The 16,118-nt window shown below is 66.4% G+C and carries 16 protein-coding genes; 12 read left to right on the plus strand and 4 right to left on the minus strand.

The genetic code is table 11. From position 1 onward, the window contains the following. Positions 1 to 31: 31 nt before the first annotated feature. Both ACFWU2_RS18955 and ACFWU2_RS18960 read right to left on the minus strand, forming a co-directional pair. Positions 32 to 2,020 (minus strand): S9 family peptidase, encoded by a 1,989-nt coding sequence (locus tag ACFWU2_RS18955; protein ID WP_378609381.1) that lies wholly within the window; start codon positions 2,018 to 2,020, stop codon positions 32 to 34. 40 nt (positions 2,021 to 2,060) lie between these two features. After that, positions 2,061 to 2,501: a hypothetical protein gene (locus ACFWU2_RS18960; protein WP_378609384.1), complete on the minus strand. Its 441-nt coding sequence runs from the start codon at positions 2,499 to 2,501 to the stop codon at positions 2,061 to 2,063. Positions 2,502 to 2,673: 172 nt separating this feature from the next. Here ACFWU2_RS18960 and thiD point away from each other — a divergent pair, with 172 nt between their 5' ends. From thiD to ACFWU2_RS18985, 5 genes are all read left to right on the plus strand, one after another. Continuing rightward, positions 2,674 to 3,465 carry a bifunctional hydroxymethylpyrimidine kinase/phosphomethylpyrimidine kinase gene (thiD, locus tag ACFWU2_RS18965; protein ID WP_378609534.1) on the plus strand — a complete coding sequence of 264 codons (792 nt, stop codon included), beginning with the start codon at positions 2,674 to 2,676 and terminating at the stop codon, positions 3,463 to 3,465. Between the two features lie 242 nt (positions 3,466 to 3,707). Further along, positions 3,708 to 3,998, plus strand: coding sequence for a hypothetical protein (locus ACFWU2_RS18970; RefSeq protein ID WP_378609387.1), 291 nt, complete (start codon positions 3,708 to 3,710; stop codon positions 3,996 to 3,998). A gap of 3 nt (positions 3,999 to 4,001) precedes the next feature. Beyond that, entirely contained in the window at positions 4,002 to 4,925 is a 924-nt protein-coding gene (locus ACFWU2_RS18975) for a hypothetical protein (RefSeq protein ID WP_378609390.1), read from the plus strand. Continuing rightward, positions 4,922 to 5,074: a hypothetical protein gene (locus ACFWU2_RS18980; protein WP_378609393.1), complete on the plus strand. Its 153-nt coding sequence runs from the start codon at positions 4,922 to 4,924 to the stop codon at positions 5,072 to 5,074. The genes ACFWU2_RS18975 and ACFWU2_RS18980 overlap by 4 nt, the downstream gene beginning before the upstream one ends. Beyond that, entirely contained in the window at positions 5,064 to 6,098 is a 1,035-nt protein-coding gene (locus ACFWU2_RS18985; protein ID WP_378609395.1) for a hypothetical protein, read from the plus strand. The genes ACFWU2_RS18980 and ACFWU2_RS18985 overlap by 11 nt, the downstream gene beginning before the upstream one ends. Positions 6,099 to 6,122: 24 nt before the next feature. Here ACFWU2_RS18985 and ACFWU2_RS18990 read toward each other — a convergent pair whose 3' ends face one another. Continuing rightward, a complete protein-coding gene (locus ACFWU2_RS18990; protein ID WP_378609398.1) occupies positions 6,123 to 6,728 on the minus strand; it encodes a GNAT family N-acetyltransferase in 606 nt (201 codons plus the stop codon). A 117-nt stretch (positions 6,729 to 6,845) separates the two neighbouring features. Between ACFWU2_RS18990 and ACFWU2_RS18995 the strand changes: the two genes are divergently transcribed. From ACFWU2_RS18995 to ACFWU2_RS19025, 7 genes are all read left to right on the plus strand, one after another. Continuing rightward, positions 6,846 to 8,036, plus strand: coding sequence for an NAD(P)/FAD-dependent oxidoreductase (locus tag ACFWU2_RS18995; RefSeq protein WP_378609401.1), 1,191 nt, complete (start codon positions 6,846 to 6,848; stop codon positions 8,034 to 8,036). Positions 8,037 to 8,558: 522 nt separating this feature from the next. Further along, positions 8,559 to 9,101, plus strand: coding sequence for a pentapeptide repeat-containing protein (locus tag ACFWU2_RS19000; RefSeq protein WP_378609404.1), 543 nt, complete (start codon positions 8,559 to 8,561; stop codon positions 9,099 to 9,101). A 144-nt stretch (positions 9,102 to 9,245) separates the two neighbouring features. Then, positions 9,246 to 10,646: a type III glutamate--ammonia ligase gene (gene glnT / locus ACFWU2_RS19005; RefSeq protein ID WP_378609407.1), complete on the plus strand. Its 1,401-nt coding sequence runs from the start codon at positions 9,246 to 9,248 to the stop codon at positions 10,644 to 10,646. A gap of 18 nt (positions 10,647 to 10,664) precedes the next feature. Beyond that, the gene (locus ACFWU2_RS19010) at positions 10,665 to 11,552 is read left to right on the plus strand and encodes a glutamine amidotransferase (RefSeq protein WP_378609410.1); all 888 of its coding nucleotides are present in this window, start codon (positions 10,665 to 10,667) and stop codon (positions 11,550 to 11,552) included. Positions 11,553 to 11,595: 43 nt separating this feature from the next. Then, on the plus strand, positions 11,596 to 12,309 hold the full coding sequence (locus ACFWU2_RS19015; protein WP_378609413.1) for a protein glxC: 714 nt from the start codon (positions 11,596 to 11,598) through the stop codon (positions 12,307 to 12,309). Positions 12,310 to 12,340: 31 nt separating this feature from the next. Further along, the gene (locus ACFWU2_RS19020; RefSeq protein WP_378609416.1) at positions 12,341 to 13,666 is read left to right on the plus strand and encodes an FMN-binding glutamate synthase family protein; all 1,326 of its coding nucleotides are present in this window, start codon (positions 12,341 to 12,343) and stop codon (positions 13,664 to 13,666) included. Between the two features lie 87 nt (positions 13,667 to 13,753). Next, complete coding sequence (locus ACFWU2_RS19025; RefSeq protein WP_378609418.1) at positions 13,754 to 14,401, plus strand: helix-turn-helix domain-containing protein; 648 nt, start codon at positions 13,754 to 13,756, stop codon at positions 14,399 to 14,401. 64 nt (positions 14,402 to 14,465) lie between these two features. Here ACFWU2_RS19025 and ACFWU2_RS19030 read toward each other — a convergent pair whose 3' ends face one another. Next, the gene (locus tag ACFWU2_RS19030) at positions 14,466 to 15,803 is read right to left on the minus strand and encodes an ammonium transporter (RefSeq protein ID WP_378609421.1); all 1,338 of its coding nucleotides are present in this window, start codon (positions 15,801 to 15,803) and stop codon (positions 14,466 to 14,468) included. Positions 15,804 to 16,118 lie beyond the last annotated feature (315 nt).

The raw sequence follows: 16,118 nt of genomic DNA on the forward strand, positions 1-16,118 counted from the left end.
GCCCGCGTCCGGGACCCGTCCGCACCAACCCTCAGCCCAGCATCTCCGGTAGTTCGACCGGCCGGCCCAGCACGTGCTCGGACAGGAAGGCTTCGACAACCCGGTACCAGAGCTTCGCGTGCTGGGGGCTGAGCACCCAGTGGTTCTCGGACGGGAAGTACAGGAACCGGTGCACCGTGGTTCCGTCGTCCTCCGCGGGCAGCCCCGACTCGTCGAGCAACTCGTACCAGAGACGCAGCGCCTCTCCGATGGGCACGCGATAGTCCTTGTCACCGTGGATGACCAGCATCGGTGTGACGATGTCCGCGACGAACAGGTGTGGGGAGTTCTCCACCGCCATCTCCGGGGTCATCTCCCGCTGCCAGTACCAGGCGACGTCGGTGGTGGGTGTGAACTGGTCGAGCGCCCACAAACCGGCGTGGGTGACGATCGCGCGGAACCGATCGGTGTGCCCGGCCACCCAGTTGGCCATGTAGCCGCCGAACGATCCGCCCATCGCCGCGGTGCGGTCGGAGTCGATGTCGGGACGTGCGACGGCCTCGTCTGTGATCGCCATGAGGTCGCTGTACGGTTCGCGCCCCCACCTTCCCCAGCCCCGCCGGATGAACTCCTCGCCGTACCCGGTGGACAGTGCGGGATCCGGGAGCAACACGGCGTATCCGCGCGCGACCAGCAGCCACGGATTCCATCGCCACGACCAGGTGTTCCAACTCCCCAGCGGTCCACCGTGAATCCACAGCAGCAGCGGGGCGGGCGTGCCCTCCGTCGCGTCGTGGGGCAGCACGAGCCATCCACGCAGCGCGGTTCCGTCGGCAGCGGTCGTGGTGATCTCGGTGTGCCGGCCGGGTAGGTCCGGTAGCTCGGTGGGTGCCTGCAACGGAGTCACGGTGCCGGCGTCGGGTCCCGTCAGGGCGATGCGGACGGGGTGCGGCGGCATGCGGTACGAGGCGCGCAGCGCGTAGAGAGCGGTGCCGTCGGGTGCGACACGCACATCGGTGTAGGCCTCGTCCCCGCCGGTGAGAGCGTCGGGGCGGTCGGCTCCCGAGCGGAGTACGAAGATGGGGGCGCGTCCGTGGTCGTCTGCGGTGAGGACGAGTCCGGACCCGTCGGGAAGCCATGCGATCGAGGTAGGCCAACGGTCCCATCCGGGTGCCGCGACGGTGGTGGTGCCGCCCGCGAGGTCGAGTATGCGCAACGTCGTCTTCAGGGGCGTGTCGGGATCGCTCGTCGCCTCGTGCAGGTAGGCGAGCCGGGTCTCGTCGGGCGAGATCGCGGGGTGGAGCGCTTCTCCGGTGGGATCGTCGACGAGCGGCGTGCGCAGCCCGGTGCCGAGGTCGATCCGCACGAGGGTGGTCCGCCGGGACGCGCGCGGGCCGGGCACGACCCAGGTCGACACGGCGAACGACCCGGTGGCGGCGACATCGAGTTGCGCGTCGCGCAGAGCACCGCGGATGCCGGGTGTCAGGTCGACGAGTTCTCCGCGTTCAGGCACGGTCAGCAGGTGGGGGCGGTCCGGTCCGAGATCGTGATCCCAGTACCGGACCGGATATCCGGTGTGCAGCATCGCGGTCACCTTCGCGTCGTCGCGGGCGGTGCGAATACGTTCGTCGTCGCTGTCCCGGTGCCCGAACACGCTCGCGGTGGCGACGATGCGATCCGCAGTTGTCGCGGCGTGCACCGTCGCGATGCCACCCTTGCGTGTGGCCACGGGTGCGGCTTCGCCTCCGGCCGCGGGGAGGCGCCACAGCGACGCCGGGTCGCCGTCCCCTCGGGATGCGATGAACAGCAGGTCGCCGTCGGCCGTGAACGTCGGGTTCGATTCGCCCGTCACGCCGTGCGTCAGCCGGCGGGCGGGTTCGCGGCCGGTGGGATCGACTTCCCACAGTGCCCCGGTGTACGCCGTGGCCTTCTCGTCGAGCACTGATTGCGCGAGTACCAGCCGGGTGCCGTCGGGTGACATCACGAGGCTTGTGGCACGCGGCAGCGCAAGGTAGTCGTCGAGATCGTCGAAGGCGGTCATGCCCGAAACCCTAACGTCGGGGACGCGCCCTGCGTGTGTGTCAGGCCGGAGGCGGGCACAGACCCTCGCGCGCACGATTCCAGAAGGGAAACAGCTCCGGGCTTCCCGCTTCCGGGTGCCAGACCCGGGCGAGATCGACGAACTCGAGCTGCGTTTGCCCCGGCTGACCGATCAGGCTGCACGCTTCGACGAGGAGTGCGGCCGTCTCGTCGAAGTCGATCGTTGCCACCCACGGACCGAGATCGGCTCCGCGCACGAATCCGTCGAGTCCGGGCGCGATCCGGTTGTACGTGGTCTGCATCGCCACGCTGCACGGTGTGCCGAACAGTTCACCGCACGTGGTGGGAGTGCCGTCGAGGAGCACCCGGGTGTCGTCGACGGTCCGCGTCGAATCGGAATCGGAGAGGCCGCGCAACGCGAAATAGAAACCGGCAGCGACGACTGCCACCAGCACCAGCATCACTCCGAAGAATCGTGTCATCATCCCCGCCTACGCCGTCACATGCCTCCATGCTGCCGGACGCGGACCGTACACATCGGGCGTTTCACCCGATGACCCCTGCGGGCCCCGCTGTCCCGGTTGTTAGGCTGGGACGCCTGCTACACGATCGCTGATGCATCCGCGATCATCCCAGCCGAACGGAGAACTCATCGTGGTCGATCTCGCCTTCGTCATCGCCGGATCGGAAGCCACCGGCGGTGCCGGGCTGCAGGTGGACCTCAAGACGTTCCAGCAACTCGGCGTGTACGGCGTCGGTGCCATCACCTGCATCGTGTCGTTCGACCCCGAGAACAACTGGGGTCACCGGTTCGTACCGATCGACCCGCAGGTCATCGCCGACCAGATCCAAGCTGCGACGGCAGCCCACGACCTCGACGTCGTGAAGATCGGCATGCTCGGAACTCCGGCAACAATCGACGTGGTTGCGGACACTCTCAGCAAGAAGAGCTGGCGGCATGTCGTGCTCGACCCGGTCCTGATCTGCAAAGGACAGGAACCCGGAGCGGCACTCGATACCGACAACGCGCTGCGCACCCAGATACTCCCCCACGCCACCGTGGTGACCCCCAACCTCTTCGAGGCCCGCACCCTGTCCGGCATGGACAGCATCGACTCGGTCGACGACCTGGTCGAAGCCGCGCGTCGCATCCACGACCTCGGCCCGCAGTACGTCGTCGCGAAGGGCGGCGTCGAACTCGCCGGTGACGACGCCGTCGACGTGCTGTTCGACGGCCGGGAGGTGACGCTGCTGTCGGCGCCCAAGATCGGCAGCGAGCGGGTCTCCGGTGCCGGGTGCACTCTCGCCGCCGCGATCACCGCGGAAATCGCGAAAGGCACCGACGTCACTCGCGCGGTACAGAACGCGAAGGACTTCGTCACCAAGGGCATCAAGGGCCGGGTTTCGGGGCACACGCCGTTCGACACCGTGTGGCAGGGTGCCTGAGCGCCGTAGTCACGGGGCGTAGTCGCTGCGCCCGCATCGCACAACCGATTCGATCTTGATACCCTGTCGCCGATGTCGCCGACCGGGGGGTCCGGCGTCGCCGACCGATCAGGGGGGATCGTCGTGACCTTGCCGTCGCATGCACTGCCACCGCTTCTGCAAATACCCTGTGCCCGAGCGCCGTACGACCGTGAGTACCGAGTCCGGGGCAACGGGAACACGCGGCGCCGGCAGGCGACGCGTTGAGCCTGCACGTCGATCCGAGCGAACTCCACCGCGCCGCAGCACGATACGAAGACTCCGCCCACGCCGCGGCGACCGTCCTCGATGCGCTCCCCGACACTGTGCAGGCAGGCGCGGCGACCGCCGCGCTCGTCGGAGTGCTCGGACGGGCTGCTGCGGATGTCGCCGGTCTCGTGCAGACCCTCGGAGTCACTGCGGGAATGCTGGCCGCGTGTGCCGACGCGTACCGCGACAGTGACGCCGACACCGCTGAGCGAATCGCCACTGCATGGCCCGACCGGGACGAGTGAGCCGTGCCGATCGATACCTACATCGACGGCGATCCCGCCGAGATCTCGCGCGTCGGCGACCTGATCCGCCACAACCTCGTTGCGGCCGTTGCAGCACTCGGGGACGACGTCGCCGCCGCGCGTCGCATCGCCGACGATGCATGGGACGGTGAAGCATCCGACCGGTACCTGCGCGAGGCATCTCGTGTCGTGCAGGCCATCGACGCGATGCACGCGAAAGTGCTCACCGCTGCCGACGACTTCGATCAGCTGTCCCTTGCGCTCGCTTCGGCTCTGGCCGAAATGTCCGACCTACGCGAACGTGCGGCGGGTGCCGGGCTTCCTGTCGTGTGCAACACCATCCTCGATCCCGGCCCGCAATCGGAGGATGCGCTTCGCATGTACGACGAGATCGCGGATGCCGCAACGGATGTGCACCGCCGGTGGGCGCGCGATATCGCAGAGGTCACCCACCGGTGGACGAGTCCCGCCTGGGCCGCATTGTTCACTACCACCACCGGGTTCGACTACCTGACTGCCGAACTACGCGAACGCGTCGAACGGTTGGCGAGGAGAGCGACCATGTGTCTCGAACATTCGGCGCGGTCCATGCAGGCGGTGCTCGACCTCGCACCGGGTACCCCGTACGACGAGGTGCGGCGCCTGTTCGGACAGGCGAAAGCATCCACCGACGATCTCGCCTCCACGATCGCGAAGCGCGGCGATCTGGCGCCCATCCCGACCGGGCTGGCAGTGGGACCGGCGCCGTGGGCCTTCTTGCCGGTGCGGGAATCGACTACTTCGCCGGTGAGCCTCTCGAGCAGGCTGTGGTATCGAATTCGGCCGGGCTCGCAGCATCCATTGCCGCGGGAGCCTTTCTGGGGTCGGCCTTGCCCGGAGCGGGAACGCTCTTCGGTGCACTCGCTGGAACAGCGGTTGGCATCGTGACTGCCGGCAGCGTCGACCACGTCTACGAGGATTCCTCCGCGACAATTCTCAGCACGCTCGATGCGGGACGCCGCGAAGCGGTCGAAGCAATAGATGCGTTGGTGGATCTCGGAAGAGCCGTGCGAGGTGGGCTTACCGATGGCACTTGAAGAGGTACCGCTGGACGCTGACGGCTCTGGCCGGCAGAAGGTGTACGGCACTCTGAAGACCTACGGCCTCTTTCTGGTCGGCAACGCCCTCATGGTTTTCGCCAACGCCGCTTTGGTTTCCGTCCTCTGGCAAGCATCGGCGGACCCCGGGCCATACAGGTTCGCACCCGGTCCGTCCTTCGTTGCCGATTCGCTCGGCGCTGCAATCGCGTTCGGGATCCTCACCGGCCTCGTCCCGATCTGCTTCGTGCTCATGCACAGCCCCCGAACCCGCCGTTCCGACATCCTCGTCGGAACAGACGAAGGCATACCGGCTCTCCTGCTCCGGAGATCGAGGTTGCTATTCAACCTTTCCATGTTCGTAGCACTCCCTGCTGTCACCGCCATGGTGGTGTTCCTGGTGAGAGCTGCCGAGTCGGGCCCCTCTCGATATCCCGCCGACAGGGATTTCGATCTGGGCACCTGGGCACTCGTTCTCCTCGTCACCTGCGGCTACCAAGCAGGCGTCGGTGCGCTGATCCTGCTCGGACGCATCCGCCCAGGCTACATCGCCGTCCGCCACGATGGACTCCACCTCCGGGGTTACGCTCTCGACGCGTGGATACCCTGGGACAGCCTCTCGATCGTCCAGGCCAATACCCACTGGAAATCCCTTCTCGTCTGGCTCAGACCCGACAACCAGGCAGTTCTTTCCTCGCGAGTTCCCCGCCTGTGGAGGGGCATCGACAAAACGGTCACCCAACTCCGCTCGCCAATCCACGGAGCGGTGGTGGTTGTGTTTGTCGACCGCAGGCCCTTCAGGATCTCTCCCGAGATCATCGACGCAGCGGTCGAGCACTACATGGAAAACCCCGACGCGCGTCGCGAATTGCGCGACCCCGAAGCCATCGCTCGCACTGTCGAAGTCCTGCGGTCGCACGCCACAACAGCATGGTGGCGCTCCCAGCGACGTCCGGTTCCCGTCCCCCGTCTCGTACCGGGTTCCACTGGCCGCGACGAGATCCTCCGGAAGTGGAGCTTATGACAGCGCGATCGAGTCCTCTGTCGCTCAGCGCGGATTCCGCCACATCGCCCACAGGGTGGGCCCCCCACGGGGAATCACAATCTCGCGGGTGACCTCGAATCCGAAGCGCTCGTAGTAACCGATGTTCACTTCCTTGCTGGATTCGAGATAGGCAGGCGCGTGCGTCGCGTCGCACCGGTCGAGTCGTGAGCGGAGTAGGGCGCCACCGAATCCCCCGCCGCGCGAGTGCGACGCGCTACCGAGCGTCGAGAGGTACCAGTGCGGTTCGGCGGGGTGAACGGCGTCGAGTGCAGCGCTGAATGCGATTCCGACGCGCGGATGAGTGCCGAGCGCGACCGCGAGCCGGGGCCACATGCGAAGCGACTGCCATACCGACGGCTTCCACGCACCGGGGGGCGCCCACAATGCGGCACCTCCGACGATCCCGTCCCTCTCCGCGATGTCGGCACCGCCGACCGGCACGGAATGAAATCGGGCTTCGGCAGCGAAGAATCGTCGTAGCCCATGCTCACGACGTCCTTCGTCGGGCCACATCCACGCCATCACCGGGTCGTCGAAGAACGCATCCGCCAGCACAGTTGCGATGGCAGGGACATCGGTCTTCGTCGCCGGACGCACAGTCACGCTCACATCATCGACGGTACCGGCCCAGGTTTTACATCGATGTGACACGCTGAGGTTCCGTTCCGTTTCTTCCTATGCAACTCTGTCTATTCTTACGAAACGCGCCTGAGTGTGGAGGACCCGATGACAGAGAGCGCCCGTGTAGTGATCGTCGGTGGCGGACTCGAAGGACTGGCCGCAGCCTGGTCACTGGCCGAACGTGGTGAATCCGACATCCTCGTTCTCGAGCGAAACACGCTGTGTTCCGGCATGACCGGGAAATCGAGCGGGATCGTCCGCTGCCACTACGGCGTGCGATCGCTCGCGGCGATGGCCTGGCACGGGGTTCAGGTCTTCTCGGCTGCCGACGAGATCTTCGGTACGGACATCGGCTTCCGGCAGACCGGGTACATCGTGGGAGTGGGTGCGAACAACGTCGCACCCTTGACGGCCAACACCGAGATGCACCGCGACCTGGGCGTACCCGTGGAGTCGATCGACGCCGACGAGGTCGCGCACATGTGGCCCGGTATCGCCCTCGCCGATTTCGCTGCGTTCGCCTACGAACCCCTCGGAGGGCACGGCGACGCGTATATGACGGGTATGGCCTACGCCGCGCAGGCACGACGGCTCGGGGTCCGAATCCGGCAGTCGACCGAGGTCACCTCCCTTCTACAGCGCGAGAACGGCGAGGTCTACGGTGTCCATCTCGCCGACGGATCCGAAATCCACTCGGACACAGTGGTGCTCGCGACGGGAGCATGGTCACCGACGCTCGGCGCCACCGCCGGCATCGACGTCCCCGTGCGAGTGCAACGCGAGTCGATTCTGCTCGTCGACCAGGGATCACCCACCCCGGATGTGCCCGCATTCTCGGATCTGGTGAATCTGCAGTACATCCGACGCGAACCGAACGGCGACCTGCTCGTCGGCAACAGTGACCACTCGACCCCCGAGTGGGCCGATCCGGACAGCTATTCCAACCGCGCCGACGACGACGTCGTTGCCACCGCGATCAGCAAACTGGACCGCCTGCTCCCCCATATGCCCGACCCGCGGCTGGCGTCGTCTTACGCCGGTTGTTACGACGTCACGCCCGACTACAACCCCATCATCGGCCCATCCCCCGCTCCCGGCCTGTTCCTGCTCGTCGGCTTCAGTGGCCACGGTTACAAGATCTCTCCCGCCGTCGGGCGATTGGCCGCCGATCTACTGCTCGACGGCATCTCCGGCACGCCCGAGGTGGACGGCGACGACTTCCGGTTTTCGCGATTCGGCGAGGGCAAGCCCTTGGCGAGTCTGCACCCCTACGCGGGCGCCGGTGAGATGCGCTAGACGGCTGCGGGTGAGGCCGCGCGCGCAACTCCACACGCATCTTGATGGTCGGCCTCAGCGCTTGTTACGGTGTCGGCAGTGATACGCATGCTGTCTCTGTGAGCCGAACCCACCGCGACGACTTCTCGTCGCTTCTCCGCGGTGTGGTGATTCCGTGTGTTTCGACAGGGAACCGGACGCTGGTTCCCCGCTCCCCGATTCGCACCCACATCACCTTCTGGAGCACCCATGCCCGTCACCATCCCGCTCTCCTCGGAACTCGAAGCCGACTGTTCGAACTGTTTCGCGCTGTGTTGTAACGCTTTCGGATTCTCGAGATCGGCGGACTTCCCCATCGACAAGCCTGCCGGTGTACCGTGCCCGAACCTCGAGCCGGACCATTCGTGCGGAATCCACAGGTCGTTGCACGCCAGGGGGTTCCGCGGGTGTGCGGCTTTCGACTGCTTCGGCGCCGGCCAAGCGGTCTCCCAACGCCTCTTCCACGGCACCGAGCCGGATCGGAACTTGCAGGATCGTCGCACGATGTTTGCCGCTTTCGCGGTCGTGCGGCAACTACACGAGATGCTCTGGCACCTCGCGGAGGCTCGGGCACGCACCTTCGATCCCGACGCAGCGCGAGCGGCGCAGCATCTCGCCGAACTCGTTGCGTGCACGGCGCGCGGAAACCTCGACGCGCTGTTGTCGACAGACGTGAACTCACTCCATGCCCGTGTCGCCCTAATGCTCCGGCAGATCAGCGAAGAAGTGCGCGCCGGGTATGGCGCAGACGCACGAGAAACCGTGTCCTACGCATATCCGGGTGCCGACCTGGCGGGCAGAGATCTGCGCGCGCGCAGCCTGTGCGGCGTCGATCTCAGAGGCGCGTGTCTGATCGCGGCAGATCTGCGGGGAAGCACCCCGGCCGGGGTCGATCTCCTCGGCGCCGACCTGCGGGACGCCCGGATCGAGGGCGCAGACCTTTCGACCGCGCTGTATGTGACGCAGCCACAGATTGCGGCCGCCCGGGGTAGTGCGGACACCGCGCTCCCGCACCGCCTCTCACCGCCGGCTCACTGGGGCAGCTAGCGCGTCGATATCCGGCCCGGGAACGGGGCGGAGCGTCACGAACGTTTCTCCGCTCCGTAACGCCTTCGTCATGCATGTTATGTTTCATTACATTCGACAGTGATTCACATCAGGAAACCCCGCCGCCGAATCCCAGGAGTTCCCATGACGCTCGAAGCCAGCGACCTCATCTCCCGGCGGTTGCAGTCGACGAACGGTCATCCGCACCCGAGTTCTGCGTCCGGCACCATCCCGGACCACGCCACAGATCTCGCGTCCCTCGCCCGCGCCACCGGCACCCGCTTCATCCTGGCCGTCTTCACGACCTTGTCCGGAAAGCCCTGTGCCAAGCTGGTTCCGGTCGAGTCGGCCGACGAACTCCAGAACGAGGGTGTCGGGTTCGCCGGCTACGCCGCAGGCTCCATCGGCCAGGTGCCGAAAGATCCCGACCTCGTCGCGATCCCCGATCTCTCCTCGTTCACGCCCATCCCCTTCATCCGCGACGGCCTCGCGCTCGTCCACTGCAACCCCCAGGTGGAAGGCGTGCCGTGGCCGTTCGCCCCACGAGTCGTTCTCGAGAAGGTCCTCGCCGACGCGGCGCGCAAGGGGCTGAGCGTCAAGATCGGCGCAGAGGTCGAGTACTTCCTCGTCCAACGAGACGAACAGGGCGCCCTGCGCACGGCAGATCTTCGAGACACGTCCCGGCAGCCGTGTTACGACGCGCGCGACGTGACGCGGATGTACGAACACCTCACGTCGATCTCGTCTGCGATGAACACTCTCGGATGGGGCAACTACGCCAACGACCACGAGGACGGCAACGGGCAGTTCGAACAGAACTTCAAGTTCGCCGACGCCCTGACCACCGCCGACCGCGTCATCACGCTGCGCTATCTCCTCTCCGTCCTCGCCGAACAGCGGGGCATGACCGCGACGTTCATGCCCAAACCGTTCGCCGACCGCACCGGAACTGGAATGCACATGCACATCTCGCTCTGGAACGGCGACACCGCCGCCTTCCCCGACGCCGCAGACCCGCGCGGGCTGGGACTGTCCGACCTGGCCTATTCCTTCATCGGCGGAATTCTCGATCACGCATGTGCCCTGCAGGGCGTGCTGGCACCGACGGTCAACTCCTACAAACGCACGGGGGCGACCGCAACGACATCCGGCGCTACATGGTCGCCGCGTCGTGCGACCTACGGCGGCAACGACCGCACGCACTATCTCCGGGTTCCGGACTCGCACCGCATCGAACTGCGGGGCGGTGACGGCTCCACCAATCCGTATCTTGCGATCGCTGCGACGGTGGCCGCCGGACTCGACGGTGTCGAACGCGGACTCGACCCGGGTGCGCCGGGTGCGGGCGTCGCCTCCGACGCATTGCCGATGACGCTCTTGCACGCGATGGACGCCCTCGCCGACGATCCCGTCGTCACCGCAGCACTCGATGCTGCCGGCCCCGGGGTCGCGGACTACTTCACCTCCCTCAAACGCGAGGAATTCTTCCAGTGGCACAACACCGTGACGCCGTGGGAGATCGACAACTACCTGACCGCTTTCTGATACCGACCAGGAGAAGACATGTGCGGAATTGTCGGGCTTCACCTCCGTGACGCCTCACTCGAACCACGTCTGGGCCACCTGCTGACAGGCATGCTGGGCCGAATGGTGGACCGCGGGCCGGACTCGGCGGGCGTCGCCATCTACGGAGATCCGACGTTCTCCCCCGCGGGACACTCCTCGGTCTCCGTTCTGGGAGCGTCGGCGAATCTTGCCGGCGCCCTGGGGAATGTGCTTGGCGCATCCGTCACCGGCATCGACGTCTCCCCCACCACCGTGGTCCATGCGCCGATTCCGGCCGCGGTGCTGGCCGATTCCGTTCGCCGGGTGGACCCGGGCGCGACCGTGATCGGTTTCGGCGACGAGGTCACCGTCCTCAAGGGAATGGGCAACCCGTTGCTGCTGGCCGAGCGGTTCGGGCTCCCCCGGGCGTCGGGTCGTCAGGGCGTCGGCCATACCCGCATGGCCACCGAATCCGCGGTGACCGCGGCGGGTTCCCATCCGTTCGCCGTGGGACCGGACCAGTGCCTGGTGCACAACGGCTCGTTTTCGAACCATCTTTCCGTCAAACGGGAACTGGAGGACGAGGGCGTGGTGTTCGACAGCGAGAACGACACCGAAGTAGGTGCACGCTTCGTGGCCAAGCAGCTCGCCGACGGAGCAGACCTCGACAAGGCGCTGCGTCTGCTCGGTGAGCGGTTCGACGGTTTCTACACGCTGCTCGTCTCGACGGCCGATTCGTTCGCGGTGGTGCGCGACCCGATCGCATGCAAACCTGCCGTCGTGGCGGAAACGGATTCCTATGTGGCGATGGCATCCGAATTCCGCGCTCTCGCACACCTTCCCGGAATTTCGGACGCACACATCTTCGAACCCGAACCCGAACGGGTCTACGTATGGCACCGCTGACCGGACCCGCCCTGCCGCTGCCCCTTCGACGCCGGAGAAACCCATGACCGCCGACACGCTGCCCACCGACACGCTGCCCACTACCGCCACCTACGACCTCGACGTGACCACCACCCGGGAACTCAACACGGCGCTCCAGGCGACCGAGGCACCCTCGACTGTGCACGTCACCGATCCGCAGGGGCAGCACGCACTGGCATGCGGACTGAACCGGCCCATCGATGTGCACATCTCCGGACACGTCGGCTACTACGCAGCCGGGATGAACCAGCACGCCCGCGTGACGATCGACGGCAACGCAGGCGTCGGCGTCGGGGAGAACATGATGTCGGGCACGGTGCGGGTGACCGGGGACGCGTCCCAGTCCGCCGGAGCCACCGCCCACGGCGGCTTGCTCGTAATCGAAGGGAACGCCGCCGCTCGCTGCGGGATCTCGATGAAAGGCGTCGACATCGTCGTGGGCGGCAACATCGGCCACATGAGCGCGTTCATGGGGCAGGCCGGACGACTGGTCGTATTGGGCGACGCGGGCGAGGCGCTCGGCGATTCGCTGTACGAAGCACGCATCTACGTACGTGGCACCGTCGCCTCCCTCGGAGCAGACTGCATCGCCAAACCGATGCGAGCCGAACATCTCGCGGAACTCCGGGAACTGCTCGACGCGGCCGGCTTCGACGTTGATCCCACCGAGTTCACCCGGTACGGCTCCGCCCGCACCCTCTACCACTTCCACGTGGACAACGCGTCCGCGTACTGATCCCGACCCGCTCGACAGCGAGGAGACTTCCATGACATTCCGGCCCGGTCTGCGCGAATCGGCGACCTTCGACCGCAACGTCATTCACGAGATCCAGCGTGCCGCCGACACCGGCATCTACGACATCCGTGGCTGGGGCGCCAAACGCAAGGTCCCGCACTTCGACGACCTGCTGTTCCTCGGTTCGTCGATGTCGCGATACCCACTGGAGGGGTACCGGGAGAAGTGCGAGACCGATGTCGTCCTCGGGGATCGTCATGCGAAGTACCCTCTTCACCTGGATATCCCCGTCACCATCGCCGGAATGAGTTTCGGCGCCCTCTCGGGCGGCGCGAAAGATGCGCTCGGACGCGGCGCGAGTGAGGTCGGCACCTCCACCACCACCGGAGACGGCGGCATGACACCGGAGGAACGCGGCCAATCCAAATATCTGGTGTACCAATACCTTCCGTCTCGGTACGGGATGAATCCCGACGACCTGCGCAAGGCCGACGCCATCGAAATCGTGCTCGGCCAGGGCGCCAAGCCCGGCGGCGGTGGAATGCTGCTCGGCCAGAAGATCACCGAGCGGGTGGCAGGAATGCGGACACTGCCCGTCGGTATCGACCAGCGCAGCGCGTGCCGGCACCCCGACTGGACCGGACCCGACGACCTCGCGATCAAAATCATCGAACTCCGGGAGATCACCGGCTGGGAGAAGCCGATCTACGTCAAGGTCGGCGCCACGCGCACGTACTACGACGTCAAACTCGCCGTGAAGGCCGGCGCGGACGTGATCGTCGTCGACGGCATGCAGGGCGGCACGGCCGCGACCCAGGATGTCTTCATCGAACACGTCGGGATCCCCACGCTCGCTGCCATCCCTCAGGCCGTGCAGGCGTTGCAGGAGATGGGCATGCACCGCACTCCGGGTGGTGTACAGCTCATCGTCTCCGGTGGTATCCGGTCGGGCGCCGACGTCGCGAAGGCGATGGCCCTCGGCGCCGACGCCGTCGCGATCGGGACGGCCGCGCTGATCGCACTCGGTGACAACGATCCGAAGTACCAGGCGGAGTACGCGAAACTGGGCTCGGCCGCAGGCTTCTACGACGACTTCCAGGACGGCAAGGATCCCGCGGGCATCACGACGCAGGACCCGGAACTGCAGCGCAATTTCGATCCGATCGAGGGTGGGCGGCGGCTCGCGAACTACCTGCGTGTCCTCACGATGGAGGCACAGACCATCGCCCGCGCGTGCGGCAAGTCGCACCTGCGCAATCTCGAACCGCAGGACCTGGTGGCCCTGACGATCGAATCCGCGGCGATGGCCCGCGTGCCCCTCGCGGGCACCGAATGGATTCCCGGACGAGCGTTCTGACCCTGCTTCCCCAACGGCACCTCCGATGCTCCGGTCGGAGGTGCCGTTGGCTGTCTACTGCCGGGAAACAGGTTGTAGTCTGCCGATATGACCACACCGGACCGCGCCATCCTCCACGACACCTCCGGCCGCGAGGTCCCCCGGGACACCCCCACGGGCGTCGATCTCGAACGGGCCATTGCACACCAGGTGCGGGCGCTGCGCCTGGCCAGTGGACTGTCCGTCGGTGACATGGCTACGAAGGTGGGCATCTCCAAGGCGATGCTCTCGAAGATCGAGAACGCTCAGACGTCGTGCAGTCTGTCCACCCTCGCACGGCTCGCCGCGGGTCTCGACGTGCCCGTCACCTCCCTCTTCCGGGGTGCCGACGCACACCGCGAGGCGGTGTTCACCAAGAGCGGCCAGGGCGCCGAGATCGTCGGACGCGGCACCCGCGCCGGCCATCATTACGAATTGCTCGGTGCGCTCCGCGGTCAGCACCAGCGTCTCGAACCGGTGCTCGTGACCCTCACCGACGCGAGCGACATCTTCCCTCTCTTCCAGCACCCCGGCACCGAATTGCTGTACATGCTCGAGGGTGAAATGGTCTACGGCCACGGCGATTCCGAGTACCGCCTCACGGCCGGCGATTCGCTGTTGCTCGACGGCGAGGGCGTGCACGGCCCGAACGAACTCGTCACACTGCCGATCCGCTTCCTCGCGGTGACGGCGTACCCGGACAACCACCAGGGATGACGAGGCCCCCGCCGGGGGAACCGGCGGGGGCGCATCATCCGTGCACGATCTCGTGGCGTGACCGTCAGGTCGTGGGAACGACGATGTCGCGGTCTTCCGCGAAGTCGGAGGGGCGCATCTTCGACGGCGTTCCGGCCGCGAAAGAATCCATCACGTACGCGGTTTCACCGTGCACCGGCACGTCGATACCGATCTTCTCGGTTTCGGCATCGACCCGGATACCCATGATCTTGTCGAGGATCTTGGCGATCAGGAAGGTCACGGCGAACGAGTACGCGAAGACCGCGGCCATCGCGACGATCTGGCGGCCGAGGAAATCGATGCCTCCACCGAAGAACAAGCCGTCGACGCCGGCCGGGGCAGCAGCCGTGGCAATGAACGCGATGAGTGTCGTGCCGACGACACCGCCCATCAGGTGGATCGCGACGACGTCGAGCGAGTCGTCGTAACCCATCTTGAACTTCCATCCCACCGCGAAGCAGCTGACCGCACCCGAGACCACACCGATCGCGAGGGCACCGAGTGGGGAGACGAGGCTCGCAGCGGGCGTGATGCCGACCAGGGCGGCAATCATGCCCGACACCGCGCCGAGTGTGGTGGCGTGCTTGTCCGTGATGCGTTCGACGAGGATCCAGCCCAGCAGTCCGGTGACGGCGGCAATCATGGTGTTGAGCACCACGACACCTGCGGTGTGGTTGGCACCGCCCGCGGAACCGCCGTTGAATCCGAACCATCCGAACATCAGGATGCCGCCGCCGAGCACGACCAGCGGAAGGTTGTGGGGGCGCGCCACGTGCGGGAAGCCCCGCCGGGCACCGAGCGCGAGTGCGACCGCGAGCGCTGCAACCCCGGCGTTCATATGCACGGCGGTGCCTCCGGCGAAGTCGTGCGCGCCGAGCGTATTCGCGATCCAGCCGCCTTTGGTACCGGCGTCCTCGTCGTCGAATGCGAACACCCAGTGCGCCACCGGGAAGTACACGAGGACCACCCAGACCCCGGAGAACACGAGCCACGCGGAGAACTTCATACGGTCCGCGACAGCGCCGGCGATGATCGCCACTGTGATTCCTGCGAACAGCAGATGGAATGCGGCTGTCAGGGCCGCCGGAATCCCACCGGCGGGGTCTTCTTCGAGCAGCGAGCCGAGTCCGATGTCGGTGAACGGATTACCGATGAGGCCGAGTCCGCCGACGCTGTCACCGAGCACAGCCGCGGGGCCGAAGAAAACCCACACCACGCCGGCGACGGCGAAGCCACCGAGCACCATCATGATCATGTTGAGCGCACTCTTGACGCCGAGCATGCCGCCGTAGAACAGCGCGAGGCCCGGGACCATCAGTGCGACGGCCGTGAACGCCGCCAGTATCCACGCGGTGTCCGCGGCAGCGAGTGCCTGTTCCATAGGTGTCCACCTTGTCCAGTCCTGAGGGATGACCTTTCGGCCGGTCGATCGGCGACTGTCTTACCTTGTTCATCACCGTTCCCCGAGAGTGGACGCAGCATGTAACCCTGTACGCCTCACGCCGTGAATATTTCGTTACGGTGCGGGGAGTCTGCCCGCGTCCACCGCAACGGGCGCTCGGGCGCGGAGCCGTACCGGCCGCCGCCTCACCAGCGCATCGTTCACATCGCACCGCGTGGGAGCGACGCGGCGACACGTTCCGTATCGTTGGAAGACGACCCCCGCCGGAGAGCTGCCGCTCACGGTGAGGGAACG

This window comes from Rhodococcus sp. NPDC058639 (assembly GCF_042717545.1).
In the GTDB taxonomy this organism is placed as follows: Bacteria; Actinomycetota; Actinomycetes; order Mycobacteriales; family Mycobacteriaceae; genus Rhodococcus.

Coding starts and splice junctions, on each gene's coding strand:
- ACFWU2_RS18955 (WP_378609381.1), bottom strand. CDS start 2,020: ATGACCGCCTTCGACGATCTCGACGACTACCTTGCGCTGCCGCGTGCC.
- ACFWU2_RS18960 (WP_378609384.1), bottom strand. CDS start 2,501: ATGACACGATTCTTCGGAGTGATGCTGGTGCTGGTGGCAGTCGTCGCT.
- ACFWU2_RS18985 (WP_378609395.1), top strand. CDS start 5,064: ATGGCACTTGAAGAGGTACCGCTGGACGCTGACGGCTCTGGCCGGCAG.
- ACFWU2_RS18995 (WP_378609401.1), top strand. CDS start 6,846: ATGACAGAGAGCGCCCGTGTAGTGATCGTCGGTGGCGGACTCGAAGGA.
- ACFWU2_RS19000 (WP_378609404.1), top strand. CDS start 8,559: ATGTTTGCCGCTTTCGCGGTCGTGCGGCAACTACACGAGATGCTCTGG.
- glnT (WP_378609407.1), top strand. CDS start 9,246: ATGACGCTCGAAGCCAGCGACCTCATCTCCCGGCGGTTGCAGTCGACG.
- ACFWU2_RS19010 (WP_378609410.1), top strand. CDS start 10,665: ATGTGCGGAATTGTCGGGCTTCACCTCCGTGACGCCTCACTCGAACCA.
- ACFWU2_RS19015 (WP_378609413.1), top strand. CDS start 11,596: ATGACCGCCGACACGCTGCCCACCGACACGCTGCCCACTACCGCCACC.
- ACFWU2_RS19020 (WP_378609416.1), top strand. CDS start 12,341: ATGACATTCCGGCCCGGTCTGCGCGAATCGGCGACCTTCGACCGCAAC.
- ACFWU2_RS19025 (WP_378609418.1), top strand. CDS start 13,754: ATGACCACACCGGACCGCGCCATCCTCCACGACACCTCCGGCCGCGAG.
- ACFWU2_RS19030 (WP_378609421.1), bottom strand. CDS start 15,803: ATGGAACAGGCACTCGCTGCCGCGGACACCGCGTGGATACTGGCGGCG.